The organism is Pseudomonas sp. MF08831 (assembly GCF_059862645.1).
This window is the reverse complement of sequence record NZ_JCBCUX010000001.1, coordinates 147,242-173,938: the sequence shown is the minus strand read 5'-3', so window position 1 is coordinate 173,938 and position 26,697 is coordinate 147,242. Positions and strand designations below refer to the sequence as shown.

The window sequence follows — 26,697 nt, the reverse complement described above, 5'->3', positions numbered from 1 at the left end:
GCGCGCAGTTATTTTAACCGTCACAAACCCTCGCCAACCCGCGTTTCTGCGGGCTGCAGCCCGGTTCTGCGGGCGCTAGCAGACAAGTCCGCTGCTGTCGAGATATGGCGCTGAGGGTCGTTTGCGTATACTGCGCAGATGTTCTCCCCTACTGCTTTGCGCCCGCGATGCGCCAAATGGCTGATCGCAACCGGACTCTTCCTGATGCTCAGCGCCTGTGTTGATAAACCCAGCACGCTCGAGCGAATCAAGGAGGATGGCGTATTGCGGGTGATCACCCGAAACAGCCCGGCCACGTATTTCCAGGACCGCAACGGTGAAACCGGTTTCGAATACGAACTGGTCAAGCGGTTTGCCGACGACCTGGGCGTGAAGCTGGAAATCGAGACCGCCGACAACCTCGATGACCTGTTCGGCCAGTTGGGCAAACCCAACGGCCCGGTTCTGGCCGCCGCCGGCCTGGTCAGCAGCGAACAGCGCGAGCAACAGGTGCGCTTCTCGCACCCTTACCTGGAAGTGACGCCGCAGATCATCTACCGCAACGGCCAGCCGCGCCCCACCACCGCAGCCGACCTGGTGGGCAAGAAGATCATGGTGCTCAAGGGCAGCACCCACGCCGAGCAATTGGCCGAGCTGAAAAAGCAAAATCCCGCGATTGAATACGAAGAGTCCGACGCCGTTGAAGTCGTCGACCTGCTGCGCATGGTCGACGAGGGGCAAATCGACCTGACCCTGGTGGACTCCAACGAAGTCGCGATGAACCAGGTGTACTTCCCCAACGTGCGCGTGGCCTTCGACCTCGGCAATGCCAGCCACCAAAGCTGGGCCGTGGCGGCAGGCGATGACAATAGCCTGCTCAACGAGATCAACAGCTACCTGGACAAGGTGGAAAAGAACGGCACCCTGCAGCGTCTTAAAGACCGCTATTACGGGCACGTCGATGTTCTCGGTTACGTCGGCGCCTACACCTTTGCCCAGCACTTGCAGCAACGCCTGCCCAAATACGAGAAGCACTTTCGGACTTACGCCAAGGAAGAAAAAGTCGACTGGCGCCTATTGGCGGCCATCGGCTATCAGGAATCACTGTGGCAACCGGCCGTCACCTCCAAGACCGGCGTGCGTGGCCTGATGATGCTGACCCAGAACACCGCCCAGGCCATGGGCGTGTCCAACCGCCTGGATGCCAAGCAAAGCATCATGGGCGGCGCCAAATACCTGGCGAAAATCAAGGATGAGCTGGACGACAGCATCGCCGAGCCGGATCGCACCTGGTTCGCCCTCGCCGCCTACAACGTCGGCACCGGCCATCTCGAAGACGCGCGCACATTGGCGAAGAAGGACGGCCTGAACCCCAACAAGTGGCTGGACGTGAAGAAGATGCTGCCGCGCCTGGCGCAGAAGCAGTGGTACAGCAAAACCCGCTATGGCTATGCGCGCGGCGGTGAGCCGGTGCATTTTGTGGCGAACATCCGGCGTTACTACGACATCCTCACCTGGGTGACCCAGCCGCAGCTGGAAGGCAACCAGGTGGTCGACGGCAATTTGCATGTGCCGGGCGTGGACAAGACCAAGCCGCCGGAAGATAACCCGCAGCTGTAAGCCACTCGCCCAAACACCCCAAAACCGTGTGGGAGCGGGCTTGCTCGCGAAAGCGGTGTGTCAGTCGACACATTCAGTGACTGGCACTCCTTCTTCGCGAGCAAGCCCGCTCCCACATTTTTGAGCTGCGCCTGGCTTCAGAGACCCGTGAGCAAATGCACGACGCCGCCGCCCAACACCATCACCCCCTGCACACCCGCCGCCTTTAACGCCGGCTCATCCAACCGCGCCGCATCCTGCAGTTGCACACGCACCCGCGTCAACGCCACGCGTTGCTGCGACTTGAGGTTATCCGCGCCACCCAATGCACTCAGCACGCTGGCCGACAACAGACTCGGCGTCGGCGCCGCGACCGTCTCGGCAATCAAATCCGGGGTCAGGGCTTTCCAGAACGCCCGCTGCAATTTCTCGAACATGCTCAGTGCTCCACGACAGGTGAGGTTTGAACGGTAGCCGCGTGGTACTGGCGCAGGGCCTCGCGTACGTGCGCGGCTTCTTCCAGGCCCAGCACCTGGCGGGCAATGATCTGGCAGTCAGCCAGGTCCAGCTCGCGCACGGTGGCCTTGATGGTCGGGATCAGCGGCACGCTGACCGACAACTCATCCACGCCTAGCCCGATCAACATGGGTACCGCCAACGCTTCGGACGCCAACGCGCCACACACGCCCACCCACTTGCCATGGGCATGCGCGGCCTTGACGGTGGTGGCGATTAGGCGCAACACCGCAGGGTGAAAGCTGTCAGCCTGGCTGGCCAGCCGTGGGTGATCACGGTCCATGGCCAAAGTGTATTGGGTGAGGTCATTGGTGCCGATGGAGAAAAAGTCCACATGCGGGGCAAAGACATCGGCCATCAGCGCCGCAGACGGCACCTCGATCATGATGCCCAGCTTCGGCAACGCTTCAAGCCCCAGCGCCAGCGCTTCCTCTTCAAGAATCCTGCGCGCCAGGTGCAGCTCCGAGAGCAGGCTGACCATTGGTAACATGATGTGCAGCCGCGCCAAACCGGCGCTGGCAAGGATCGCGCGAAACTGTTCGCGCAGGAGCTCCGGGCGTTCCAGGCACAGGCGGATACCGCGCAAGCCCAAAAACGGGTTGATCTCGCTTTCCATCGGCACATAGGCCAACGGCTTGTCGCCCCCCACGTCCAGGGTGCGCACGACCAAATTACGCTCAGTGCCCAGGGCGCGGGCGATGGCGCTGTAGGTGCCCGCTTGCTCCTCGGGGCTGGGTGCGCGGTTGCGGTCCAGGTAGAGAAATTCCGAACGCAGCAGGCCGACGCCTTCACCGCCCAGGGCCAGGGATTGCTCCACTTCCTGCAATGAAGCGACGTTGGCCGTGACCTCAACGTGATGACCGTCGCGGGTCGTGGCCGGCAAGGCCGCCTGCGCCACCTCACGCTGACGGCGCTGCACTTGCTGATCACGGGCCGCCTGCAGTGTCTCGATTTCAGCCAGGTCTGGCTCCAGGTGCAGCTCGCCTTTATCGGCGTCAAGCAGGACTTGTTTGCCATTAGCCAGTGCCAACACCTGCCCTGGCACACCGCAAATCGCCGGCAGGCCGAGCGCACGGGCGAGGATCGCCACATGACTGGTCGCGCCGCCGCCGACAGTGACAAACCCCAGCACCTTGCGCGTATCCAGGCTGGCGGTTTGTGACGGCGTCAGTTGCTCGGCGATCAGGATGGCCTGCTCGGGCAAGTCCCATGCGCGGTCCTGGATACCGAGAATCAGCTTCAACACGCGCTGGCCGACATCGGCCAAATCCGCCGCGCGCTCGGCGAGCAACGCATTGCCCAGGCCCTGGAACAGCTTGGCGGTGGCAACGGTGGCGCTGTTCCAGGCAAAGGCGGCGCTTTTGCCTTCGGCCAGCAGGCCGTGGGCTTGCTCCAGCAGGGTCGGGTCTTCGAGCAACTCCTGATGGGCCCTGAAAATTTCGGCCTGGGCGCTGCCGGCCGCCTTGGCCTGCAGGGTTTGCAGCGCCTCGGTCGCCGCCAGCAGGCCACGCGTCAACGCGTCGCGCTCGGCGGTTTCGCCCGTGCCGTTTTCAATGATGTTCAGCTCCGGTTCTGCCACCTGCACAACCTGGCCAAATGCCGAACCCGGTGACGCACACACGCCACGCAGCAACGCGGCCGACGACACGGGCGCGACTGCCTCAACCACCTGCGCCGGTGCCACAACCGTTTCGCCGCAGCCCTCGGCCAACAGCGCGACCAATGCCTTGATCGCCGCGTCGGCATCGTTACCCGCCGCACTGACCTGCAAGGTGTCGCCCTGTGCGGTTTGCAGCGCCATGATCGCCACCAGGGATTTTGCGTTGGCGCTTTGGGTTTGCTTGTGCAAGTAAATGCTCGCCTCAAAACCCTTGGCCGCCTGGGCAAGCACCGCCGCAGGGCGGGCGTGCAAGCCGTTGGCGTTGGGCAAGCTCAGCGGCTTGGAGAACAGGGCCTCACCCTCCTCCTGCGCGACTGCTGCAGTTGCCTCGCCGGGGGATACTCGCAGCAGCGGCTGGCCCACATCCACGCAATTGCCGTCCGGCGCCAACAGCGTAAACGGCTCGCCGCTGACCACCAGCATCAAGGTCAACAAACTGCGCGCAGTGAGCGCCACGTAATCGGCATCGAATTCAATCAGCGGCTGCCCAGCTTCCACTCGCTGGCCTTCCTGCACCAGCCGCGTGAAGCCCTGGCCTGCCAGGTTCACCGTGTCCAGGCCGATATGCATCAACACCTGGACGCCGTTGTCGTCGGTAACGCTGACCGCATGGCCACTGTCCTGAAGACTGCTGATCACCCCGGCCAGCGGCGCGCAAAGGGTCTGCGAGGTGGGATCGATGCACAGGCCGTCGCCGATCATGCGACTGGCGAACACCGGGTCGGGCACCTGATCCAGCGCCAGCAGCACACCCGATAGCGGCGCCAGCAGTTCCAGGGGTTGCGTTGTGGTCATGACTTCACCTGCTGTTTTGTTCTGTAAAAATCATAGGGCGAACGAAGATCCAATGTGGGAGCTTGCTCGCCTGCGATGCTGGCGACTCGGTTTCTCAGTAAAACCGAGGTGTTGCTATCGCAGGCAAGCCAGCTCCCACATAAAACTCATTCACTTAAATCCGCGTTATTTCCACCAGTATTCGACCTGCACACCCACATTCGAGCCATGCCGCGCGGTGCCGTAGGCGCCGGTGTCGGACAACGCCGAGCCCGCCGCCAATTCATTCGCCGCGCGCTTGGCCGCTTCGTTCCAGGTTGCATAGGTGTAGTACAAACGCACTTCCGGCCGCGCCCAGAAATCCGGGCCATTGGGCGACCAGGTCGGGGCGAAGGTGAATTTGCTCAGCTTGCGCGTGCCACCGGTGGCGTCGACCTGATCATGCCCAAGTTCGGTGACCAGTTTGAACTGCTCGCTGATGGCATACGCCGGGCGCACGCCGATGGACATCCAGGTTTGGTCCTGGCTGCCGGGGCGAATATCTTTTTGATACACCGCCTCGACCTGCCCGCCGAAACGCGGGGTCACCTGCCAGTCGAAAAACTCCACGGCGCGGTAGCTTTTACTGCTGTTATCCAACGCCGTGTTGCCGGTGTAGCCCAAGCCCGTGCCGGGGCCTTCGCCGTACTGCAAGGCGAATTTGTTTTTGCCGCCCAGGAAAGGTTTTTGCACATGCTGCGCCGTGATCGCCCAACCGCTGTTGGCGTCGCGCCCGCCGGCTTTTTCGATGTAGCTCAAGCCAAACTCCAGCTCACCGCCGGGGTTGGTCTTGAACCCCGCGACGTTGAAGTCGTGACGGGTGGCGTATTCCTTCTGGTACAGGTTGTCCTTGCGGGAAATGGCGTAGCTGTATTTGAGGTCGCCGATCAGCACGTCCTCGACGCCGCCGCCCGTGGCGCTCTGGTTCCAGTAGTAGAAGTCGGAGATATGGATGTCGTTACGTTTGTAGTAACGCCGGCCCGCCCAGACCGAGCCGCCATTGAGGCTGGGCAAATTGGACCACTGCGCATACATCTGCGGCATGCGCGCGGAGCCGTTGTCTTCGCCCTGGAACTTCAGGGCACGGTCGTACTTGTTGTACAGCGATGCCATGGCATCGACGCTGAGCACCGAGCCGTCGTCGAGTGTCAGAAGGTCCTGGCGCAGCTCAAGCTCGGCGTACTGCTCGCATTCGTTACCCAGACGGTATTTGGATTGCGCCCCCGGCAACTGGAAGCACTGCTGCTTGCCACTGCCCGTTGAAGTGCCCGCGCCGCTGCGCAAGTAACCGGCAAATTCCAGGGCCTGCGCGGCAAAAGGTGCGGTGAGGCATGACGCAATGAGGCCCAGCTTTATTGTTGTTTTCATGAAGCACTCCTTTTATTTTTATTTTTTTCTTACTTTTTGTCTTTCGCGCGGCGTGCAGGGGCCTGCTCGCTGGCAATGGCGCGCTCAGGGCGCTATCGCCGGCAAGTGGGCTCCTACGGGTGACTCGCGGTGGTTCAGTCGGTCAGGTGCAGCACGAAAGATTCATAAGGGCGCAACACCACCGTGGCCGTACGCAACGGGCAATCGGGGTAGTTGCTGATCAGCAGGCGCTGCGCGCTCGACGCGTTGATCACGCCTTGCGGCAGCTGGATTTCGCAGGGTTTGCCATAGAAGTTGTTCACCACCAGCAAGCGCTCGCCATGGCCTTCGCGCAGGTAGGCCCAGACCTGAAGGTGGTCTTGCAGCAGTGGGCGATAAACCCCCGCCTGAATCAGCGGCTCATGCCGACGCAACGCAATCAGCGCACGGTAGTGATGCAGCACCGAATCCGGGTCATCCCGTTGGCTTTCGACGTTGATCTGCGCCGCGTTGGCTGGAATACCGATCCAGGGTTCACCGCTGCTGAAACCGGCGTTGACTTCAGTGCTCCACTGCATCGGCGTGCGGCCGTTGTCGCGCGACTTCTGCATGATCGCCGCCATGCTCGAGGCCTCGGACTCACCGGCATCGCGCTTGAGCCGGAAGATGTTCAGGGTCTCGACATCGCGGTACTGCTCGATCGTGTTGAAGCCAGGATTGGTCATGCCCAACTCTTCGCCCTGGTACACATACGGCGTGCCCTGAAGGAAGTGCAGCGCCGTGGCGAGCATCTTGGCCGAGACCACGCGGTGCTCGCCGTCGTCACCAAAACGCGAGACCACCCGCGGCTGGTCGTGGTTACACCAGAACAGCGCATTCCAGCCACCACCGGCCTGCATGCCCAGTTGCCAGTCAGAGAAAATCTGCTTGAGCTGCAGGAAATCAAAGTCGGCCTTCACCCACTTTTGCAGGTCCGGGTAGTCGACCTTCAAGTGATGAAAGTTGAAGGTCATCGACAGCTCTTTCGACTCAGGATTGGAGTAGCGAATGCAGTGTTCCAGGCTGGTGGACGACATCTCGCCGACATTGATCAGGTCATGCCCTTCGAAGACTTCGCGGTGCATTTCCTGCAGGTATTCGTGCACGTTCGGGCCGTCGGTGTAGAAGCGACGACCATCCGTGTTGTCTTCGGGGAAATCGGCGGGCTTGGAGATCAGGTTGATCACGTCCAGGCGGAAACCGCCCACGCCCTTGTCGCGCCAGAAGCGCATCAACTTGAACACTTCGGCGCGCACCTTGGGGTTGTCCCAATTCAGGTCGGCCTGGGTGTGGTCGAACAGGTGCAGGAAGTACTGGCCGGTTTGCGCTTCGTATTCCCAGGCGGAGCCGCCGAACTTGGACTCCCAGTTGTTTGGCTGGTCGCGCCAGATGTAGAAGTCGCGGTACGGGTTATCGAGGCTGCTGCGCGCCTGCTGGAACCACTCGTGCTCGATCGAGGTGTGGTTGACCACAATGTCGAGCATCAGCGTGATGCCGCGCTTGGCCGCTTCGCTGATCAGCAGGTCGCAGTCGGCCATGGTCCCGTAGCTTGGGTCGATGGCATAGTAGTCGCTGATGTCATAGCCGTTGTCGCGCTGCGGCGAGCGCAGGAATGGGGTGATCCACAGGCAATCCACGCCCAGCCATTTCAGGTAATCGAGCTTGTCCACGATGCCCAGCAGGTCACCGGTGGCGTTACCCGCGTGGCTGTGGAAGCTTTTTGGGTAGATCTGGTAGATCACCGAGTGCTGCCAGTTTTGCATGGTGGGTTCCTTCAATTTGAAATGCGATCAACTGTGGGAGCTGGCTTGCCTGCGATAGCGGTAGGTCAGGCGACCCTGTATCCAGGCTGAACAATCCTCATGCTCAACACACAGGTCAAAACAAACGGCACGACAATCGCGATCGACATCCCAATCAAAAACACCGGGATGAACTGCGGAATAATCGAGATAAAGCCAGGCAAGCCGCCCACCCCAATGGCAGAGGCCTGGACCTGGTTCATCGCCAGGAAAACACTGGCCATGGCCGAGCCGAGCAACGCTGAATAGAACGGAAACTTGAAGCGCAGGTTGATGCCGAACATCGCCGGTTCAGTGATGCCGAAGTAAGCGGAGATTGCGGAGGTGGACGCCATGCTTTTGTCTCGTGCATTGCGCGTCATGTAGAACACCCCAAGCGCCGCACTGCCCTGGGCCAGGTTAGACATGACAATCATTGGCCAGATAAAGGTGCCCCCCTGAATGGCGATCAATTGCAGGTCCACGGCAAGGAACATGTGGTGCATGCCGGTGATCACCAGCGGTGCAAACAGCAGCCCGAATATCGCCCCGCCCAACATTGGCGCCAGGTCGAACAGCGTGACCAGGCCTTGGGTGATCAGGATGCCCAGGTGACGGGTCACAGGGCCGATAATCGCCAGCGCCAGCACGCCCGTGACGACAATGGTGGTGATTGGAATCACCAGCAATTGAATGGCATTGGGTACACGCGCCTTCAGCCATTTCTCGATGACGCTCATGACATAGGCGGCCATCAGGATCGGCAGTATTTGCCCCTGATAGCCCACCTTCTCGATTTTGAACCAGCCGAAAATATCGAAGTACGGCATGCTCTGGCCATCAAGCCCGCTGACCGCCTTACCGTAGTTCCAGGCATTGAGCAGGTCCGGGTGCACCAGCATCAGGCCGAGTACGATGCCGAGGATTTCACTGCCGCCAAACCGCTTGGCCGCCGACCAGCCCACCAGCGCGGGCAGGAACACAAACGAAGTGTTGGCCATCAGGTTGATCAGGCTCCACACCCCGTCCAGGTTCGGGTAGGCCTCCAGCAAGGTCTTGTCCGCGATGAACATGCCCTTTGCGCCCATCAGGTTGTTCACACCCATGAGCAAGCCGGCAATGATCAGCGCCGGCAGGATCGGCATGAACACATCGGAGAACACCCGCACCAGGCGCTGCATAGGGTTGATCTTGTCAGCGCTTTTCTTTTTCACGTCGGCGATGGTGGAGGCGGCAAGACCGGTCTGCTCGCGCAGGGCGGCGTAAACCCGCTCCACTTCACCTGGGCCGATCACCACCTGGAACAGGCCGCCGGTGAAGAACGACCCCTTGACCAGATCGACCTGGTTCAACGCACTGCTGTTGACCAGGCTCGGGTCCTTGAGCGCCAGGCGCAGGCGGGTCACGCAGTGGGCAGCCTGCTCAAGGTTGTCGCTGCCCCCGAGGTTCTCGAGAATCTCGCGGGCAATAGTCGAATAGTCGTGGCTCATGCTTGGTTTCCACTTTGATTTTTTTATTTGGGGGCAGTCATTGGCAGCACGCCGAGGGCAAAAGTACTCGTCTGTACGAGTTAAAGCAACAACTCGTCTGTACGAGTTACAAATAGTTTAATTTTCTGAATGTGGAGTCAGACTTTTCCTCTATTCCACAGGTGGCCAATGGACAAAGCCCACCTCTGCCACTAAGGTTCCTGCCTTGAACGCGCAGTTCACCCTCATCAAGTCGGGCATAGAGCCATCCCCATGAGCAAATACAACCAGATCTATACGGATCTGCTTGCCAACATCACCACCGAACGCCTGCAACGCGGCACGCGCCTTCCCTCCGAAACCGAACTGATGGACGCCTACCAGGCCAGCCGTGGCACCGTGCGTCGCGCAATCGAGCAGCTGCAGGAGCGCGGTTTCGCGCAAAAAATTCACGGCAAGGGCACGTTCGTGCTGTCGCCCAACCCGATCGAGTTTCAACTGGGCGGCATCGTCAGCTTCCACGAAACCCACGCTGACCTGGGCGATGACGTACGCACCGAAGTCGTCGAGTTCAGCCAAGTCCCGCTGGAAGGTTCACTGCTGCAACACATCGAGGCCGAACCCGGCACTCTGATCACGCGGATCAAACGGGTACGGCGCATCGGCGGCAAACGGGTGATCCTCGACATCAACCACTTCGTTGCCGAACTGATCCCCGGTCTGGACCGCGACATCGCCGAACAGTCCATCTACGCGTTTATCGAACAAACGCTGCAGCTGCAGATCAGCTACGCGCAACGCACCATCGAAGCCCTGCCGCGCAGCAAGGACGATCAGACCCACCTGGACCTCGAAGGTCAGAGCCATGTGATCGTGGTGAGTAACCAGACGTTTTTGCAGGATGGGCGGCAGTTCGAGTACACCGAGTCGCGGCATACGCTGGACAAGTTTTACTTCTCGGATATTGCGCGGCGCTGAGACCAGAGAGGTCAGGTACTGTGAATATCCCAGACAAGTGGCGTGCACAGTTTGCGCAGGCGCTGATTGAGCAACAGACCATCGGTGAATCGCGGGCTGACGTGTTCCGCCTGCGCCAGGTCGGGCGTAAGGATCTGTTCCTGAAGGCCGAACCCCTGGTGGAGTTCAGCGAACTTGCGGACGAAATCGAGCGCCTTCGGTGGCTCCGGCAGGTTAATTTGCCTGCACCCGTTGTACTGGATGAGCTGATAGACACCCACCACCATTGGCTGCTGATGACCGCCGTGCCTGGGCAGGACCTGGCCAGCGCCAACACGCTGTCCGCCGCGCAGACCGTCGACATCCTGGCGACAGCCCTGCGCACCCTGCACCAGGTACCCATCGCGCAATGCCCCTTCGATCACGCCCTGCAACAGCGCATCGCGCTCGCGCGGGCGCACGTCAATGCCGGGCTGATCGATGAGACGGACTTCGACGACGAACGACTCGGGCGAAGCCTCGAGGATGTGTTCGCCGAGCTCTTGTCGAACCAGCCCAACACCCACGACCTGGTAGTGACCCACGGTGACGCCTGCCTGCCGAATTTCATGGCCGCAGACGGCCGTTTCAGCGGCTTTATCGACTGCGGACGCCTTGGCATCAGCGACCGCTATCAAGACCTGGCCCTGGCGGCACGCAGCATCGAACGCAACGTTGGGCCGAAATGGGTAAAGCCATTCTTTGAGCTTTATGGTGTTGAGCCTGATGAGCAGCGGATGAAGTTTTACTGCCTGCTGGATGAGTTTTTCTAAACGCCTGACGCCTGAAACGCAAAACCCCGGCACATGGCCGGGGTTTTGTTATTTAGCGTTTACCTGCTAGCGCAGGATCACTCCCACTCAATCGTCGCCGGCGGCTTGCTCGACACGTCATACGTCACGCGCGAGATACCTTCGATTTCATTGATGATACGGCCGCTGACAGTCTCCAGCAGTTCGTACGGCAGGTGTGCCCAACGGGCGGTCATGAAGTCGATGGTTTCCACCGCACGCAGGGCAACAACCCAGGCGTAACGACGGCCATCGCCTACCACACCCACCGACTTAACTGGCTGGAATACCACGAACGCCTGGCTGACCTTGTGGTACCAGTCGGCTTTGCGCAGTTCTTCGATGAAGATGTGGTCGGCGCGACGCAGCAGGTCGGCGTATTCCTTCTTCACTTCACCGAGGATCCGCACGCCCAGGCCCGGGCCTGGGAATGGGTGGCGGTAGACCATGTCGTACGGCAGGCCGAGTTCCAGGCCCAGACGGCGGACTTCGTCTTTGAACAGCTCGCGCAGCGGTTCTACCAGCTTGAGGTTCATTTCCTCAGGCAGGCCACCCACGTTGTGGTGGGACTTGATCACGTGAGCCTTGCCGCTCTTGGCGCCAGCCGACTCGATCACGTCAGGGTAGATGGTGCCCTGGGCGAGGTACTTGATGTTGTCCAGTTTGTTGGACTGGGCATCGAATACGTCGATGAAGGTGCGGCCGATGATCTTGCGCTTCTTCTCTGGATCGGACTCGCCGGCCAGGTTGTTCAGGAACTGGTCTTCCGCGTTGGCGCGGATCACCTTGACGCCCATGTTCTCGGCGAACATGGCCATCACTTGCTCGCCTTCGTGCAGGCGCAGCAGGCCGTTGTCGACGAACACGCAGGTCAGCTGGTCGCCGATGGCTTTGTGCAGCAGGGCAGCAACTACCGAGGAGTCAACGCCGCCGGACAGGCCAAGCAGCACGTTGTCGGTGCCGACCTGGGCGCGAACCTGGGCGATGGCGTCTTCAGCGATTTTCGACGGGGTCCACAGGGCTTCACACTCGCAGATGTCGAGGATGAAGCGCGACAGGATGCGCCCGCCTTGCTTGGTGTGGGTGACTTCAGGGTGGAACTGCACGCCGTAGTAACGACGCTCGTCGCTGAACATGCCGGCAATCGGGCAGCTCGGAGTGCTGGCCAGGATGTGGAAGTCTTCCGGCATCTTGGTGACCTTGTCACCGTGGCTCATCCACACGTCGAGGCCGAACAGGCCGTCAGCGTCGATGTGGTCTTCGATGCCGTCCAGCAGGCGGCTCTTGCCGACCACATCAACACGGGCGTAACCGAATTCACGCAGCTCGGAACCTTCAACCTTGCCGCCCAGTTGCTCGGCCATGGTCTGCATGCCGTAGCAGATACCGAAGACGGGCACGCCCAGGTCGAATACGGCTTGCGGGCAGCGCGGGCTGTTGGCTTCGTGCACGGACTCGGGGCCACCGGCGAGGATGACGCCTTTAGGGGCGAATTCGCGAATCGCTTCGTCATCCATGTCGAACGGGTGCAGTTCGCAGTACACGCCGATTTCGCGCACGCGGCGGGCGATCAGCTGGGTGTACTGGGAACCGAAGTCGAGGATCAGGATGCGGTGGGCGTGAATGTCGAGGGCCATGAGGATCAGTCTCGTCTATGTAATTCAGAAACAACTCGGGGCTGAATAAAACAGCCCCGGTTACTTAACATTTTGCTGGAAGCCTCAACCTACGCGGTAGTTTGGCGCTTCCTTGGTGATCTGCACGTCGTGGACATGGGATTCAGCCATGCCGGCGCCGGTGATCCGTACAAATTCAGGCTTGGTACGCATTTCTTCGATGTCGGCGCTGCCGGTGTAGCCCATCGAGGAACGCAGGCCGCCCATCAGTTGATGGATGATCGCGCTCAAGGTGCCTTTGTACGGCACACGGCCTTCGATGCCTTCCGGTACGAGCTTCTCGGCGCCTGCCGAGGAGTCCTGGAAGTAACGGTCGGAAGAGCCTTGCGCCTGGGACATGGCGCCCAGCGAACCCATGCCGCGGTAAGCCTTGTACGAACGGCCCTGGAACAGTTCGATCTCGCCCGGCGCTTCTTCAGTACCGGCGAACATCGAGCCCATCATCACGCAGGAAGCACCGGCGACGATGGCCTTGGACAGGTCACCGGAGAAACGGATGCCGCCGTCGGCGATCAACGGAACGCCGGTGCCTTCAAGGGCAGCGGCGACGTTGGCGATGGCGCTGATTTGTGGCACGCCCACACCGGCGACGATACGCGTGGTGCAGATCGAGCCCGGGCCGATACCGACCTTGACGGCGTCGGCGCCCGCTTCGGCCAGGGCCTTGGCGGCAGCGCCGGTGGCAATGTTGCCGCCGATCACTTGCACGTCAGGAAAATTCTGTTTGACCCAGCGCACGCGGTCGATCACGCCTTTGGAGTGACCGTGGGCAGTGTCGACCACCACCACGTCAACGCCGGCAGCGACCAGGGCCGAAACGCGATCGCCGGTGTCTTTACCGGTGCCGACCGCAGCGCCAACGCGCAGACGACCTTGGTCATCCTTGCTGGCCAGCGGGTAAGCCTTGGCTTTTTCGATGTCGTTGACGGTCATCATGCCTTTGAGGGCGAATTTGTCGTCGACGATCAGCACGCGCTCGATGCGGTGCTTGTGCAGCAGCTCGCGCACATCGTTCTTGTCGGCGCCTTCCTTGACAGTCACGAGGCGCTCTTTAGGCGTCATCACTTCGCGGACGGTGACTTCAAGACGGTTCTCGAAACGCACGTCACGGGAGGTGACGATGCCGACCAGGTCGCCATCGTGCAGTACCGGGACGCCGGAGATGTTGTGCAGGCGGGTCAGGTCGAACAGGTCACGCACGGTGGCGTCGGCTTCGATGGTGATTGGATCTTTCACCACACCGGCTTCGTAACGCTTGACCTTGCGCACTTCGGCAGCTTGCTGCTCGATGGTCATGTTCTTGTGGATGATGCCGATGCCGCCTTCCTGAGCCATGGCGATTGCCAAACGGGCTTCGGTGACGGTGTCCATGGCAGCGGAAACCAGGGGAATATTCAGCTCGATGCCACGGGTTAGGCGGGTCTTGAGACTGACTTCGTTAGGAAGCACCTCGGAATAACCGGGCACTAGGAGAATGTCGTCGAATGTCAGAGCTTCTTGGCTGATACGCAGCATCGCGGGGGCTCCCGAGCGGGAAAATGGAAGCGCGCCATTATATACATGCACCCTGTCAGGCTCAATGTAAAACTCTGACAAACTTGGTAATACTGATAGAAGGGTTAAAGCTCGACTTTGACCCAACTCATCTTTTGGTCCAGCCAATCGGCGAATTCGTCGATAAAGCTCTGCTTGAAGCCCGCCTCTGCCCAGTTGTTGAAAATGAAACCCAGGTTGGAAAACCCGCATTCCTGCAGGAACAGAAACCCGTTGATGTCGTCTTCATGCCCACACAAAGGGCAGGTGAAGTTGTCGGTGTGGCCGGGCATCCAGTCTTCCAGGCTTTCGAAGAGCGCCTCGCCGACTTCTTTAAGGCACTCCGGGCAGCCGGCTTCTTCGAGAAAACCCTTGGCCGGCGTATAGATGCAGCGTTTGTAGATAATCTCGAGGCCATTGATCGGCTCGTTGAACGGCAGCGCGTCGGGGTGCAACACCACGGCACGGGCGCCGTCGGCCAGGGCGTAGGCCATGCGATTGCCGGTGCGCCCGCAGGTGGTCAGCTCTTCCTTGATGATGTTCTTGCGCACCAGCCAGCGCACGATCGCACGCGCGCGGGGTTCGTGGACGGGCAAGGTGGAAATTTTCGGGACAAGGATGCTTTGGGAGTTCATGAGAGTCCTGCGGTGTGGCTACTGGCCCCATCGCGGGCAAGCCCGCTCCCACATTTGACTGCGTTCACAAATCAAAAATGTGGGAGCCGGGCTTGCCCGCGATGAGGCCCTGAAGGCTGGCAGCTTAATCCCTGCCCCACACAGGTCAAGTGCTCAAGTACCGCCCGATCAACGCAATGCCGCTCGCCAACACCAGCCAAGTCACCCACCGCACAAACGCCTCACGCGACATCCGCATCGTCAGCCTGCGCCCCACCCACAGCCCCAGGGCCATCGCCGGCAACAGGCACAGCGCCAACATCAACAGCGGCCAATCAGCATACACCCCGGCAATCAGGAACAGGCTCAGGCGCACCACCGTGCTGCAACTGATCAACGCACTTTGCGTGGCCCGCGCCGCGTCCTTGGGCAAACGACTGTTCAGGTAGATCGCATATAAAAAGCCGCCACTGCCAAATAAGGCACCAAACAACCCACCGACCGTGCCCATGGGAATCGACCAGCCCGCCGCCAGCTGCGTCGGCCGCGCCTTTACCGCCAGGCTGTAAATCGCATAGGCGCTGATAAACAGCCCCATCAACAGCAGCAGCAGGTCCGAATGCAGATTGAGCAAAAACACCACCCCAAGCGTGCAACCGACGGCCATGCACGGCAGCAATCGCAACAGCTCCGGCTTGTTCACCTCTCGCCGCGATTGCAGCAGGTTGCCAAAGGCCGCGACAAAGTCGAGCAACACCAGCAGCGGGATGATTTTCGACAACGGCATAAACACAATCAGGATCGGCCCCGCGACCAGCGCCGTACCAAAGCCTGCGATACCAAACACGATGTAGGCCACGACAATGCCGAGGCCGATCACCAGCCAATCAACGCCGCTAAACGACCACTGACTCATCAGCTCAACCGGGCTCATGGGCACTTCCTTGAAAGAGATGACGTGCACTTTAGCCATCGGCGAAGGTTGCGACTAATATCTTCAAAGCCCTCCACTCATCTCGAAAAGGCATGACGCGTGATTTCCACTCGCCAACTGCGCTACTTCGTCGAAATCGCCGACAGCGGCAGCTTCAGCGCCGCCGCCGAACGCCTGTTTGTGGCGCAATCGGCCCTGAGCCGACAGATCAAAGAGCTGGAAACCCAGCTGCAAACGCCACTGTTCGAACGCACCGCGCGCCAACCCCGGCTGACGGCGGCCGGCGAAGCCTTTTACCCAAGGGCGCGCAACCTGCTGAGCGAGTTGCTCAAGGCCGGCGAAATGGCCACCCAGGTGGGCCATGGCCAGCTGGGCACGTTGCGCCTGAGCCATTCGAGCACCGTGCCGATGAGCGGGCACTTGTTGAAAGCCATCAGCACCTGGCTGGAGCGCTGCCCTGGCGTGTCGATGGACATCGTCAAACTGTCCTCCGAGGCGCAACTTGAGGAAATCGCCGAGGGTCGGCTTGAAGTCGGGCTGTTGCGCTTGCCGGTGTTGCGCCAACGCGAAGGTGTCCGGGTGGTGCCCTTGTACAACGAACAGTTGGTGCTGGCTGTGCCGCCTGATCACGCGCTGGCGCGCAGCAATGCACCTGTCGACCTGGAACAGCTCAAGGACGAAGTGTTTATCTCGATCCCCCATCCCCAACGCGGCGGCCTGAGTTATCTGTCAGCCGAACTCTGCATGCGCGCAGGATTTTTCCCCAAGGCTGCACGGGTGATGTCACGCAAAACCACGCAGCTGCAACTGATCCAGGCCGGTTTCGGAATTGCCTTGTTACCAAAATCCATGCAGGACATCGCTCCCGCCAACCTGCACTTTTTGCCCCTGGCTGATCCGGACTGCCTCAGCACCGTGGCCCTGGCCTGCGCGCAGACGCCGAGCGCGCTGGTCGAGCAATTCTGCCAAACCTTGCGCGAATGCCTATAAACTGCCGCCCATGATTAAAGATCCTTTTGCCCGTCTGGGCCTGGACCGCGAAGTCCTGACTGTCAGCCAGCTCAACGGCCGCGCGCGGGTGTTGCTGGAAGACGTGTTCACCAATATCTGGGTCGAGGGCGAGATCTCCAACCTCGCCCGCCCGGCGTCCGGCCATGTGTACTTCACCCTCAAGGACAGCGGCGCCCAGGTACGTTGCGCGTTGTTTCGCAACAATGCCGCACGGGTGCGCCAAGCCTTGAAGGATGGTTTGGCGGTCAAAGTGCGCGGCAAGGTCTCGCTGTTCGAAGGCCGTGGCGACTATCAATTGATCCTCGACACCGTAGAGCCCGCCGGTGATGGCGCGCTGCGCCTGGCCTTTGATGCGTTGAAGGAAAAGCTCAGCGCCGAAGGCTTGTTCAGTGCCGAACGCAAGGTGCCGCTGCCGGCGCATCCTCGGCGCATTGGCATCATCAGTTCGCCCACAGGTGCGGTGATCCGCGACATCATCAGCGTGTTCGGCCGCCGCGCGCCGAACGTTGAATTAACGCTGATCCCGACGGCCGTGCAAGGCCGCGAGGCCGTGTCGCAGATTGTGCGCGCCCTCAAGCTGGCCGACGCACGCGGCTTCGACGCATTGATCCTCGCTCGCGGCGGCGGCTCCCTGGAAGATCTGTGGTGCTTCAACGAAGAAGCCGTGGCGCGTGCGGTGGACGCGTGCGTGACGCCGATTGTCAGCGCCGTCGGCCATGAAACCGATGTGTCGATCTGCGACTTCGTGGCCGACGTGCGCGCGCCCACGCCCTCCGCTGCCGCCGAATTGCTCGCCCCCGATGCCAGCCATTTGGTGCGCCAGGTCGAAAACCTGCACCGCCGCCTGGTGATGCTAATGCGCAATCGCCTGAGTCACGAGCGCCTGCGCCTGGAAGGCATGGCCCGCCGCCTGCGTCACCCCGGCGAACGTCTGCGTCAACAGGCCCAGCGCCTGGATGACCTGGACATGCGCATGCGCCGCGCCTTCGAACGCAGCCTCAATACCCGCCGCGAACGCCTGATCCGCCTGGAAACCCGCCTCGCCGGTCAGCACCCCGGCCGTCAACTGGCCCTGCTGCGCCAGCGCCTGGACAGCCTCGCCGAACGCCTGCCGCGCGCCATGCGCGAAGGCCTCAAGGCGCGTCGCTTGCAACTGCAAAGCCAGGTGCAGACGCTGCAAGTGGTCAGCCCGCTGGCGACCCTGGGCCGTGGCTACAGCATTTTGCTGGACGAACGTGGCCAGGCGATCCGCAACGCCGCGCAAACCCACACCGGCCAGCGCCTGACCGCGCGCCTCGGTGAAGGCCAATTGCAGGTGCGGGTGGAAGATAACCACCTGACGCCCGTCACCCTTTCGTTATTGGATTGATTGATGCCCCGTCTATTTAGCCTGCTGATGCTGTTGTGCCTCACCTTCAATGCCCATGCCGACAGCTACATCACCAGGCTGCTGAACAAGCCGGTGCCGGGCGGCGTCGCAGTGGTCGATCTGGGTGCGTCGGCAACCGCGCCCAAAGCCACCTATCAGAACAGGCCGGTGTTGGTGGTCAAGGAACAGAACACCTGGCTGGCGATTGTCGGGATTCCCCTGACGGTTAAACCCGGCACCCAACGCCTCACCAGCGGTGGGCAAACCCTGCCGTTTGTGGTGGGCTTCAAGAAATACCCCGAGCAGCACATCACCCTGAAAAACAAAAGCCAGGTCAATCCTGACCCGGCACAGCTCAAGCGTATCGAGGGCGAACTGGCGGTTCAGCTCAAGGCTTACCGCAGTTTCAGTCCAAACACGCCCAGCAACTTACTGCTGGATAAACCCGTGAACGGGCCGCTGTCGAGCAAGTTTGGCGTACGCCGGTTCTTTAACGGCGAGGAGCGCAACCCGCATTCGGGCCTCGACTTCGCCGTCGGCGCCGGCACGCCGATCAAGACCCCGGCGGCCGGTAAAGTCATCCTTACCGGCAATTACTTCTTCAACGGCAACACCGTCTTTGTCGACCATGGCCAGGGCTTTATCAGCATGTTCTGCCATATGTCCAAGATCGACGTGAAGGTGGGCGACCAACTGGCGCGCGGCGCGGTGGTGGGCAAGGTCGGCTCGACGGGCCGCGCGACCGGGCCGCACATGCATTGGAACATCAGCCTCAACGATGCACGAGTCGACCCGGCGATCTTTATTGGCGCGTTCCAGCCCTGATATAAATATTGAACATACCGGCCTCATCGCGGGCAAGCCCGGCTCCCACAGGTGATCGCGATTCCCTGTGGGAGCCGGGCTTGCCCGCGATGACGCCAGGTCTGCCAACACAATTGCGCCCCTAATAAAGGCCACGCAATTAAAATCAACTCTCAGCTACAAACCCGCCATAAAATCTCGCACGCCCGCCAGATAGCAGAACTTATCTCAATTTTTCTCGACAGCTTGCCATCTTTCACCCCGGCGGTTAGGGTTGAGCTTATGAAAACCTCTCACACCCTCATTCAGCTCCGCCAGCACCGCAGCCTGTGCCTCGTCAGCGCACGACTGCCAGGCTGAATCGATCTGCCTCGTCTTCTTGCTTTATCCCTAAAAACAGTTCTACGGCAGGCCGCCTTTTCTCGGCCCCTACAACAAAGGATTTCCCGATGAGCATGCTCAAAGACCCGTCTTCGAAGTACCGTGCGTTCCCGACCATCGATATCCCGGACCGCACCTGGCCGTCGAAAACCATCACCGAAGCGCCGATCTGGTGCAGTTCCGACTTGCGTGATGGCAACCAGTCGCTGATCGAGCCGATGGACGCCGCAAAAAAACTGCGTTTCTGGAAGACCCTGGTTGCGGTGGGCGTGAAGGAAATCGAAGCCTCGTTCCCGGCTGCCTCGCAAACCGACTTTGACTTCGTGCGCACCCTGATCGAAGACAACCATATCCCCGAGGACACCACCATCCAGGTGCTGACCCAGGGCCGTGAAGACTTGATCGCACGCACCTTCGAATCCCTGCGCGGCGCCAAAAAGGCCATCGTGCACTTGTACAACGCCACTTCGCCGTCCTTCCGCCGCATCGTGTTCAACCAGGACAAGGACGGCATCAAGGCCATTGCGGTCAACGCCGCCAAGCTGTTCGTCAAATACGCCGCCCAGCAGCCGGAAACCCAATGGACCTTCGAATATTCCCCGGAAACCTTCAGCGCCACTGAGCTGGAGTTCGCCAAAGAAGTGTGTGACGCGGTGATCGAGGTGTGGAACCCGACGCCTGAGCACAAGATGATCCTCAACCTGCCCGCCACCGTCGAGTGCGCAACGCCGAACATCTATGCCGACCAGATCGAGTGGTTCGGTCGTCATATCAACCGCCGCGACAGCGTGATCATCAGCCTGCATACGCACAACGACCGTGGCACCGGCGTAGCCGCCACCGAGCTGGGCCTGATGGCCGGCGCCGATCGTGTCGAAGGCTGCCTGTTCGGCAACGGCGAGCGCACCGGTAACGTCGATCTCGTGACCGTGGCACTGAACATGTACACCCAGGGTCTGGACCCACAACTGGACTTCTCCGACATCGACGGCGTGCGCAAAGTCGTCGAGGAATGCAACCAGATCCAAGTGCACCCACGCCACCCGTACGTCGGCGACCTGGTGCACACCGCGTTCTCCGGCTCCCACCAGGACGCGATCCGCAAGGGCTTCACCCAGCAGAAAGCCGACGCGCTGTGGGAAGTGCCGTACTTGCCGATCGACCCGGCCGACATTGGCCGCAGCTACGAAGCGGTGATTCGTGTGAACAGCCAGTCGGGCAAAGGCGGCATCGCCTACCTGCTGGAGCAGGAATACGACATCAGCTTGCCGCGCCGCATGCAGATCGAATTCAGCCAGGTGGTCCAGGCTGAAACCGACCGCGTGGGTCTTGAGATGACCGCGCCACAGATCTACGCCTTGCTGCAGCGTGAATACCTGCAAGCCAACACGCCGTACGCGCTGGTCAGCCATCGTCTGCAGGAAGAAAACGGCAACAGCTTTGTCGAAGTGGAAGTCTCGGGCAAAGGCCAGGGCGAAACCAACCTGCACTGGAAAGGCAAAGGCAACGGCGCCCTGGAAGCGCTGGTGGCTGGCTTGCCGATTGGCGTAGAGATCATGGACTACAACGAACATGCCATCGGGGCAGGCACCAACGCCAAGGCAGCGGCCTACATTGAGCTGCGTGTGAATGGCGAGCGTCCGGTGCATGGCGTGGGCATCGATGAAAACATCACCACGGCCAGCTTCAAGGCGCTGTTCAGTGCCCTGAACCGCTCGTTGAGCCAGCAGGAAGCGAAAGCGGCGTAAGCGGGTTCGTGGAAATGCAAAAGGCCCCTGGGTGAGCACTCAGGGGCCTTTTTGTTGGGCGCAGGATTTGTGGGGTCAGTAAGTGCCCCTTCGCGGGCAAGCCCGCTCCCACAGGCGCAATGCATTCCAAATGTGGGAGCGGGCTTGCTCGCCAAAGCGGTCTTTCAGACAAACTCAAACCTGTCTGCGTCAAGGTTCGCCGGAAATTTTTCGCGATACGCCGCCAGCTCCGCCGCCTCCAGGCACACCTGAAACACGCCATCCGCCTCCCCTGCACTCAGCAAGGTCTCGCCCTGGAAATCCAGCACCTGACTGTCTCCGGTGTAGGCAAAGCCCTTCCCATCCGTGCCCACGCGATTCACCGCCGCCACGTAGCACAGGTTTTCGATCGCGCGCGCTGGCAGCAAACGGTTCCAGTGCAGGCGCCGCGCACCCGGCCAGTTGGCGGTGTACAGCAGCAAGTCAGTGTCCTGAGCATCACGGCTCCACACCGGGAAGCGCAGGTCATAGCAAATCAACGGCCGAATACGCCAACCCTTCAATTCGAACTGCACCTGGCGCTCGCCCGGCGTGTAGTGATCGTGCTCGCCCGCCATACGGAACAAGTGGCGCTTGTCGTAGTGCAACACCTCGCCGTCCGGCCGCGCCCACAGCAGGCGGTTGCGATGACTGCCGTCGGCGGCCTGGATAATTACACTGCCGGTGATCACGGCGTTGTACTTCGCCGCCTGAGCCTGGAGCCAGTGATGGGTCGGGCCGTTTTCCCGTTCAGCAAGGGTCTGCGACGCCATTGAAAACCCGGTGGTAAACATCTCCGGCAGCACAATCAGGTCGGCCCCTTTGGCCTGCTCCAGCAACAGCTCGAAATGTTCCAGGTTGGCCTGACGGTCATGCCACACCAGGCTGGTCTGCACCAGGGCGATGTTCAGGTTGGGTAACGCACTCAGATCACGCATAGTTTTTCGGCTGCTTGTTGCAGCGTCTCCTCGCGTTTGGCAAAGCACAGGCGCACCAGGCGCTGGCCTTGGGGTGGGTTCTGGTAGAACACCGAGACCGGGATCGTCGCCACGCCGTGCTCGCGGGTCATCCACAGCGACATGGCGACGTCATCCAGGTCCGGGCGAATCTGTGAGTAATCCACCAATTGGAAGTAAGTACCGGTCACCCGGGCAAAGCTGAAGCGCGACGGCGCCAGCAAGTCGCAGAACAGATCGCGCTTGGCCTGGTAGAAAGCCGGCAATTGTTCGACATGTTCCGGGTGATCGGCCATGAAGTCCGCCAAAGCGTACTGCAAAGGGGTCACGCCGCAGAAGTTGACATATTGATGCACCTTGCGCAGTTCAGCGGTCAGCGCCGGTGGCGCGACCACGTAGCCGGTTTTCCAGCCGGTGACGTGGTAAGTCTTGCCAAAAGAGCTGACCACGAACGCACGCTGATACAGTTCTTCATGGGCCAATACGCTGACATGGGGCACGCCGTCGAACACCAAGTGTTCGTAGACTTCATCGCTGACCAGATAGATATCACGGTCGCGGACCAATTCGGCCAACTGGTCCAGCTCGGCGCGGCTGATCAGTGCGCCGGTCGGGTTGTGCGGGGTGTTGAGGATGATCATGCGCGTGCGCGGCGACAGCGCGGCCTTGATCTTTTCAAAGTCCAGGGAGAAGCCCTGCAGGCTCAGTTGCACATGCACGCAGCGACCGCCGGCCAGCTCGACCGAGGGCTCGTAGCTGTCGTAGCAGGGGTCGAACACGATGACTTCATCGCCGTTGCGGATCACCGCCTGAATCGCACAGAAAATCGCGGCAGTGGCGCCGGGAGTAATGGTCACTTCGCTGTCGGGATTAACCGTAGCGCCGTAGCTGCGGGCGATCTTGGCCGCCACTTGCTGGCGCAGGGCTGATAAACCGGTCATCGGTGAATACTGGTTATGCCCGCTGGCAACGTGCTGGCCCACCGCATCGAGCAACGCCTTGGGTCCATTGAAATCGGGAAAGCCCTGGGACAGGTTGAGCGCGCCGGTCTCGGCAGCGAGTTGCGACATGGTGGTGAAAATGGTCGTACCGACATTCGGCAGCTTGCTGGTGATCATGGGAGCCCCCTTCGGGTGAGCTGCAAGTTTTAAGCTGCAAGCTGCAAGCAGGTCAAGCCAGCAATCCATCAGGCACAAAAAAGGGCTCAAAAAGAGCCCTCTCTTGCAGCGTGTAGCTTAGAACTTGAAGCGGCGCTTATTTCTTGTCGCGGCGCTTCTTGTCGGCCTTCTTGTGGTGAGTCATCAAACGACGCTTCTTGTTCACCTGACGGTCAGTCAATGTGTTCTTGTTGCCTTCGTATGGGTTCTCGCCACCTTTGAACTCGATACGGATCGGCGTACCGACCAGTTTCAAGACACGGCGGTAGGTGTTTTCCAGGTAACGCACATAGGACTTTGGCACCTTCTCGATCTGGTTACCGTGGATCACGATAATCGGCGGGTTGGCACCACCCAAGTGGGCGTAACGCAGTTTGATCCGGCGGTTGTTGACCATCGGTGGCGCGTGCTCGCCAACCGCGTCTTCCAGGATCTGGGTCAGACGGTTGGTCGGCCATCGGGTGACCGCGGACTTGAACGAGTTCTGTACGGACGCGTAGAGGTTACCCACGCCAGTGCCGTGCAGTGCCGAGATAAAGTGGATATCGGCGAACTCAACAAAGAACAGGCGACGCTGCAGCTCGATCTTGACGAAATCGCGCTCGCTCGGCGTCATGCCGTCCCACTTGTTGATCGCGATCACCAGGGCGCGACCGGCTTCCAGGGCAAAGCCCAGCAAGTTGAGGTCGTGGTCCACCACGCCTTCGCGGGCGTCCATCACGAAGATCACCACGTTGGCGTCTTTGATCGCTTGCAGGGTTTTGACCACCGAGAACTTTTCAACTTCCTCGTGGATCTTGCCGCGCTTGCGCACACCGGCGGTGTCGATCAGCGTGTACTTCTCGTCGTTACGCTCGAACGGGATGTAGATACTGTCGCGGGTGGTACCGGGCTGGTCATAAACGATTACGCGGTCTTCACCGAGCATGCGGTTAACCAGGGTCGACTTGCCAACGTTCGGGCGGCCGATGATGGCAATCTTGATACCGTCTTTTTCGCTCGGGCCAGGAATGCGCTTGGCTTCCTCACCTTCGGCGACGATCTCCTCGATGCCTTCTTCTTCCTCGGCGTCATCCTTAGGGAAGTCGCGCAGGGCGATTTCCAGCATCTGGGTGATACCGCGACCGTGAGCACCGGCGACCGGGATCGCGTCGCCCAGGCCCATCGGGCTGAACTCGGCACGGGCCGCCTCAGGATCGATGTTATCGATCTTGTTGGCGACCAGATAGGAACGCTTGTTGCGCTTGCGCAGGTGCTCGCCAATCATCTGGTCGGCAGCGGTGTAGCCCGCGCGGGCGTCCACCAGGAACAACACGACATCGGCTTCTTCGATAGCGAGCAGCGACTGCTCGGCCATCTTTTCGTCCATGCCATGCTCGTCACCGGAGATACCACCGGTGTCGACAATAATGTAGGAGCGCCCTTGCCACTTTGCCTCACCGTATTGGCGATCACGGGTCAGACCGGACAAGTCGCCGACGATGGCGTCGCGAGTCCTGGTCAGGCGGTTGAACAAGGTGGACTTGCCGACGTTAGGTCGGCCCACCAGGGCGATTACGGGAACCATGCGGCTCTCCACTTCGTTATTTCAGAAAATACAAAAGCCGCTGCAAGGCAGCGGCTGGTGCTCGGGGCAGCATATTTAAATGCCGCATGCCCCGCCGAAGCGGGGCCGCCTGGGTTTTACCCCAAGCATAGTTCTTACTTGATGGTCAGGGCTTCCAGCTTGCCGCTGTTGCCATACACGTAAAGCATGTTACCCACGACCAGCGGACGGGCACGCAGGCCGTCGCTGTCGATACGCTCGCGGCCGACAAAACGACCGTCCACTTGGCTCAGCAGATGCAGGTAACCTTCGAAGTCGCCTACCGCTACGTAGCTGGAGAACACTTCCGGTGCCGACAGTTGACGGCGGGCCAGAGAGTCGTTGCTCCACAATGCAGTGGTGGAACGCTCATCGACACTTTCAACGGTGCCGGACGCCAGGCTTACGTAGACGCTGCCAAACCCTTGGGCGACACCGGCATAACTGGAAGCATCACGCTGCCAGTTGATGCGGCCGCTTTGCAGGTCCAGCGCCGCAACGCGGCCCTGGTAGGTGGCCACGTAAAGGGTTTCGCCCGACAGCAGCAAGCCGCCGTCGATGTCCACAACGCGATCCAGTTCGGAACGACCTTGAGGGATTGCCACACGGGTTTCCCAGGCCGGCACGCCGTTCTGGGTATCCAGGGCGACCACTTTACCGGTCGACAGGCCTGCAACGGCCAGGTTGTTGGTCACAATCGGACCACTGGTACCGCGCAGCGTCAGCACCGCAGGGGTGCTGTCGTACAACCAACGCTGGTTGCCGGTGGCGGCGTCCAGGCCGATCACACGGTCATCCTGGGTCTGCACCACTACGACATCGCCGTTGGTGGCAGGCGCTGCGAGCACTTCACTGGTCACACGAGCGCGCCATTTCTCTTCGCCCGTCGCCGAGTCCAGAGCAACCACGTCGCCTTTGAGCGTACCGACCAGCACCATGCCGTAGCCCACACCCACGCCACCGGAAACCGGCAACTCGAGGTCTTTCTTCCACTTCACGTCGCCATTCATGCGATCCATGGCAATGATCACGCCAGTGGAGTCAGTGGCCACAATGTTTTCGCCGTCGATTGCCGGCTGCAGCAGGTTGTACAGGTCGCCCTGGCCATCACCGACGGAGCGGCTCCACTGCTTTTGCAGGACCACTTCTTCCTTGAAGCTGGTCAGCTCGGCCGGAGGCAGTTCTTTTTTACTGTTGCTGCTGCAACCCGCGGCCAGAACGGCCAGAGCCAGCAATGCTGCATGTTTCCAACGGATCACGTCACGCATCCCCTTTGGCCAAGTCGTCCAGCTTGATTTGTAAGCCACCGACTGCCGCTTCATCAGACAGCGCCGCCTTGGCTTTTTGGTACGCAGCATGGGCTTCGTCGGTACGACCCAATTGGACCAACAGGTCGCCCTTGAGCTCTTCACGAGTGGCCACAAATGCTTTGTCAGCATCGCCGTCGAGCAGTTTGAGTGCTTCGTCAGCCTTGTTCTGTGCCGCCAATACCTGTGCCAGGCGCTGACGTGCGATTTCACCCAGGGTCGGGTTGGTCGGCTTGTCGGCGATGGCCTTCAGTTCGGTCGCGGCGTCATCCAATTTGCCGGTGTCCACCGCAACTTTCGCGACGAACAGGCTGCCGTACTGGGCGTAGGTGCTACCGCCGAATTCGCTTTTGAGCTTGCCGGCCAGGTCTGCAACCTGGGCAGGATCAGGCTTGCCGTCCGGCGTGAGCGTGGTTTCCAGCAATTGCTGATAGAGGACCGAGGCGCCTTGGGACTGGTTGGCCTGATACTTGTGCCAGGCTTGCCAGCCGAACACCACCACTAAAGCCAGCAGACCGCCGGTAACCAGGGGCTTGCCGTTACGCTGCCACCAGTCCTTGAACTCGGCCATCTGCTCATCATCAGTACTCGACACCCCAATACTCCTTAATCGC

The 26,697-nt window shown here is 60.7% G+C and carries 21 protein-coding genes; 7 read left to right on the top strand and 14 right to left on the bottom strand.

Going from position 1 to position 26,697, the window contains the following annotated elements:
* Window positions 1–138: 138 nt before the first annotated feature.
* Window positions 139–1,599 carry a membrane-bound lytic murein transglycosylase MltF gene (gene mltF / locus AC19YS_RS00835; RefSeq protein WP_500600658.1) on the top strand — a complete coding sequence of 487 codons (1,461 nt, stop codon included), beginning with the start codon at window positions 139–141 and terminating at the stop codon, window positions 1,597–1,599.
* 137 nt (window positions 1,600–1,736) lie between these two features.
* Here the strand turns inward: mltF and AC19YS_RS00830 are convergent, their stop codons facing one another.
* The 5 genes from AC19YS_RS00830 to treP form a co-directional block, all read right to left on the bottom strand.
* Window positions 1,737–2,015, bottom strand: a complete 279-nt coding sequence (locus tag AC19YS_RS00830) for a PTS sugar transporter subunit IIB (protein WP_500600657.1) — start codon at window positions 2,013–2,015, stop codon at window positions 1,737–1,739.
* A 2-nt stretch (window positions 2,016–2,017) separates the two neighbouring features.
* Window positions 2,018–4,549, bottom strand: a complete 2,532-nt coding sequence (gene ptsP, locus AC19YS_RS00825) for a phosphoenolpyruvate--protein phosphotransferase (RefSeq protein WP_500600656.1) — start codon at window positions 4,547–4,549, stop codon at window positions 2,018–2,020.
* A 165-nt stretch (window positions 4,550–4,714) separates the two neighbouring features.
* Complete coding sequence (locus tag AC19YS_RS00820; RefSeq protein WP_106578290.1) at window positions 4,715–5,935, bottom strand: maltoporin; 1,221 nt, start codon at window positions 5,933–5,935, stop codon at window positions 4,715–4,717.
* A gap of 134 nt (window positions 5,936–6,069) precedes the next feature.
* The gene (gene treC, locus AC19YS_RS00815; protein WP_500600654.1) at window positions 6,070–7,716 is read right to left on the bottom strand and encodes an alpha,alpha-phosphotrehalase; all 1,647 of its coding nucleotides are present in this window, start codon (window positions 7,714–7,716) and stop codon (window positions 6,070–6,072) included.
* 65 nt (window positions 7,717–7,781) lie between these two features.
* Window positions 7,782–9,224 (bottom strand): PTS system trehalose-specific EIIBC component, encoded by a 1,443-nt coding sequence (treP, locus tag AC19YS_RS00810; protein WP_500600653.1) that lies wholly within the window; start codon window positions 9,222–9,224, stop codon window positions 7,782–7,784.
* A 252-nt stretch (window positions 9,225–9,476) separates the two neighbouring features.
* Between treP and treR the strand changes: the two genes are divergently transcribed.
* Together treR and AC19YS_RS00800 are read left to right on the top strand one after the other, a co-directional pair.
* On the top strand, window positions 9,477–10,181 hold the full coding sequence (gene treR, locus AC19YS_RS00805) for a trehalose operon repressor (RefSeq protein WP_106578287.1): 705 nt from the start codon (window positions 9,477–9,479) through the stop codon (window positions 10,179–10,181).
* Between the two features lie 20 nt (window positions 10,182–10,201).
* Window positions 10,202–10,972 (top strand): APH(3')-II family aminoglycoside O-phosphotransferase, encoded by a 771-nt coding sequence (locus tag AC19YS_RS00800; RefSeq protein ID WP_500600651.1) that lies wholly within the window; start codon window positions 10,202–10,204, stop codon window positions 10,970–10,972.
* Between the two features lie 77 nt (window positions 10,973–11,049).
* On the opposite strand, the gene guaA is transcribed toward AC19YS_RS00800, so the two are convergent.
* The 4 genes from guaA to AC19YS_RS00780 form a co-directional block, all read right to left on the bottom strand.
* The gene (gene guaA / locus AC19YS_RS00795) at window positions 11,050–12,627 is read right to left on the bottom strand and encodes a glutamine-hydrolyzing GMP synthase (RefSeq protein ID WP_015885725.1); all 1,578 of its coding nucleotides are present in this window, start codon (window positions 12,625–12,627) and stop codon (window positions 11,050–11,052) included.
* Window positions 12,628–12,711: 84 nt separating this feature from the next.
* On the bottom strand, window positions 12,712–14,181 hold the full coding sequence (gene guaB, locus AC19YS_RS00790; RefSeq protein ID WP_016977684.1) for an IMP dehydrogenase: 1,470 nt from the start codon (window positions 14,179–14,181) through the stop codon (window positions 12,712–12,714).
* A 104-nt stretch (window positions 14,182–14,285) separates the two neighbouring features.
* On the bottom strand, window positions 14,286–14,834 hold the full coding sequence (locus AC19YS_RS00785; RefSeq protein WP_200623828.1) for a sugar ABC transporter ATPase: 549 nt from the start codon (window positions 14,832–14,834) through the stop codon (window positions 14,286–14,288).
* A 145-nt stretch (window positions 14,835–14,979) separates the two neighbouring features.
* On the bottom strand, window positions 14,980–15,747 hold the full coding sequence (locus AC19YS_RS00780; RefSeq protein ID WP_200623827.1) for a sulfite exporter TauE/SafE family protein: 768 nt from the start codon (window positions 15,745–15,747) through the stop codon (window positions 14,980–14,982).
* Window positions 15,748–15,846: 99 nt separating this feature from the next.
* On the opposite strand from AC19YS_RS00780, the gene AC19YS_RS00775 reads away from it, so the two are divergent.
* The 4 genes from AC19YS_RS00775 (at window position 15,847) to leuA (ending at window position 21,060) form a co-directional block, all read left to right on the top strand.
* Window positions 15,847–16,737 carry a LysR family transcriptional regulator gene (locus AC19YS_RS00775; protein ID WP_200623826.1) on the top strand — a complete coding sequence of 297 codons (891 nt, stop codon included), beginning with the start codon at window positions 15,847–15,849 and terminating at the stop codon, window positions 16,735–16,737.
* Window positions 16,738–16,747: 10 nt separating this feature from the next.
* Window positions 16,748–18,127, top strand: a complete 1,380-nt coding sequence (xseA, locus tag AC19YS_RS00770; RefSeq protein WP_106578280.1) for an exodeoxyribonuclease VII large subunit — start codon at window positions 16,748–16,750, stop codon at window positions 18,125–18,127.
* Between the two features lie 3 nt (window positions 18,128–18,130).
* The gene (locus AC19YS_RS00765) at window positions 18,131–18,952 is read left to right on the top strand and encodes a peptidoglycan DD-metalloendopeptidase family protein (protein ID WP_106578279.1); all 822 of its coding nucleotides are present in this window, start codon (window positions 18,131–18,133) and stop codon (window positions 18,950–18,952) included.
* Between the two features lie 428 nt (window positions 18,953–19,380).
* Window positions 19,381–21,060 (top strand): 2-isopropylmalate synthase, encoded by a 1,680-nt coding sequence (gene leuA, locus AC19YS_RS00760; RefSeq protein WP_083356880.1) that lies wholly within the window; start codon window positions 19,381–19,383, stop codon window positions 21,058–21,060.
* Between the two features lie 164 nt (window positions 21,061–21,224).
* Here the strand turns inward: leuA and AC19YS_RS00755 are convergent, their stop codons facing one another.
* The 5 genes from AC19YS_RS00755 to AC19YS_RS00735 form a co-directional block, all read right to left on the bottom strand.
* Window positions 21,225–22,016, bottom strand: coding sequence for an amidohydrolase (locus AC19YS_RS00755; RefSeq protein ID WP_106578277.1), 792 nt, complete (start codon window positions 22,014–22,016; stop codon window positions 21,225–21,227).
* The gene (locus AC19YS_RS00750; RefSeq protein WP_200623825.1) at window positions 22,004–23,152 is read right to left on the bottom strand and encodes a pyridoxal phosphate-dependent aminotransferase; all 1,149 of its coding nucleotides are present in this window, start codon (window positions 23,150–23,152) and stop codon (window positions 22,004–22,006) included. Before AC19YS_RS00750 ends, AC19YS_RS00755 begins: the two co-directional genes overlap by 13 nt.
* 136 nt (window positions 23,153–23,288) lie before the next feature.
* Window positions 23,289–24,758, bottom strand: a complete 1,470-nt coding sequence (gene der, locus AC19YS_RS00745; RefSeq protein WP_106578275.1) for a ribosome biogenesis GTPase Der — start codon at window positions 24,756–24,758, stop codon at window positions 23,289–23,291.
* A gap of 134 nt (window positions 24,759–24,892) precedes the next feature.
* A complete protein-coding gene (bamB, locus tag AC19YS_RS00740) occupies window positions 24,893–26,044 on the bottom strand; it encodes an outer membrane protein assembly factor BamB (protein WP_106578274.1) in 1,152 nt (383 codons plus the stop codon).
* A complete protein-coding gene (locus AC19YS_RS00735; protein ID WP_177410102.1) occupies window positions 26,037–26,654 on the bottom strand; it encodes a tetratricopeptide repeat protein in 618 nt (205 codons plus the stop codon). The genes bamB and AC19YS_RS00735 overlap by 8 nt, the downstream gene beginning before the upstream one ends.
* Window positions 26,655–26,697 lie beyond the last annotated feature (43 nt).

Coding starts and splice junctions, on each gene's coding strand:
- mltF (WP_500600658.1), top strand. CDS start 139: ATGTTCTCCCCTACTGCTTTGCGCCCGCGATGCGCCAAATGGCTGATC.
- AC19YS_RS00830 (WP_500600657.1), bottom strand. CDS start 2,015: ATGTTCGAGAAATTGCAGCGGGCGTTCTGGAAAGCCCTGACCCCGGAT.
- ptsP (WP_500600656.1), bottom strand. CDS start 4,549: ATGACCACAACGCAACCCCTGGAACTGCTGGCGCCGCTATCGGGTGTG.
- AC19YS_RS00820 (WP_106578290.1), bottom strand. CDS start 5,935: ATGAAAACAACAATAAAGCTGGGCCTCATTGCGTCATGCCTCACCGCA.
- treC (WP_500600654.1), bottom strand. CDS start 7,716: ATGCAAAACTGGCAGCACTCGGTGATCTACCAGATCTACCCAAAAAGC.
- treP (WP_500600653.1), bottom strand. CDS start 9,224: ATGAGCCACGACTATTCGACTATTGCCCGCGAGATTCTCGAGAACCTC.
- treR (WP_106578287.1), top strand. CDS start 9,477: ATGAGCAAATACAACCAGATCTATACGGATCTGCTTGCCAACATCACC.
- guaA (WP_015885725.1), bottom strand. CDS start 12,627: ATGGCCCTCGACATTCACGCCCACCGCATCCTGATCCTCGACTTCGGT.
- guaB (WP_016977684.1), bottom strand. CDS start 14,181: ATGCTGCGTATCAGCCAAGAAGCTCTGACATTCGACGACATTCTCCTA.
- AC19YS_RS00785 (WP_200623828.1), bottom strand. CDS start 14,834: ATGAACTCCCAAAGCATCCTTGTCCCGAAAATTTCCACCTTGCCCGTC.
- AC19YS_RS00780 (WP_200623827.1), bottom strand. CDS start 15,747: ATGAGCCCGGTTGAGCTGATGAGTCAGTGGTCGTTTAGCGGCGTTGAT.
- xseA (WP_106578280.1), top strand. CDS start 16,748: ATGATTAAAGATCCTTTTGCCCGTCTGGGCCTGGACCGCGAAGTCCTG.
- AC19YS_RS00765 (WP_106578279.1), top strand. CDS start 18,131: ATGCCCCGTCTATTTAGCCTGCTGATGCTGTTGTGCCTCACCTTCAAT.
- leuA (WP_083356880.1), top strand. CDS start 19,381: ATGAGCATGCTCAAAGACCCGTCTTCGAAGTACCGTGCGTTCCCGACC.
- AC19YS_RS00755 (WP_106578277.1), bottom strand. CDS start 22,016: ATGCGTGATCTGAGTGCGTTACCCAACCTGAACATCGCCCTGGTGCAG.
- AC19YS_RS00750 (WP_200623825.1), bottom strand. CDS start 23,152: ATGATCACCAGCAAGCTGCCGAATGTCGGTACGACCATTTTCACCACC.
- der (WP_106578275.1), bottom strand. CDS start 24,758: ATGGTTCCCGTAATCGCCCTGGTGGGCCGACCTAACGTCGGCAAGTCC.
- bamB (WP_106578274.1), bottom strand. CDS start 26,044: ATGCGTGACGTGATCCGTTGGAAACATGCAGCATTGCTGGCTCTGGCC.
- AC19YS_RS00735 (WP_177410102.1), bottom strand. CDS start 26,654: ATGGCCGAGTTCAAGGACTGGTGGCAGCGTAACGGCAAGCCCCTGGTT.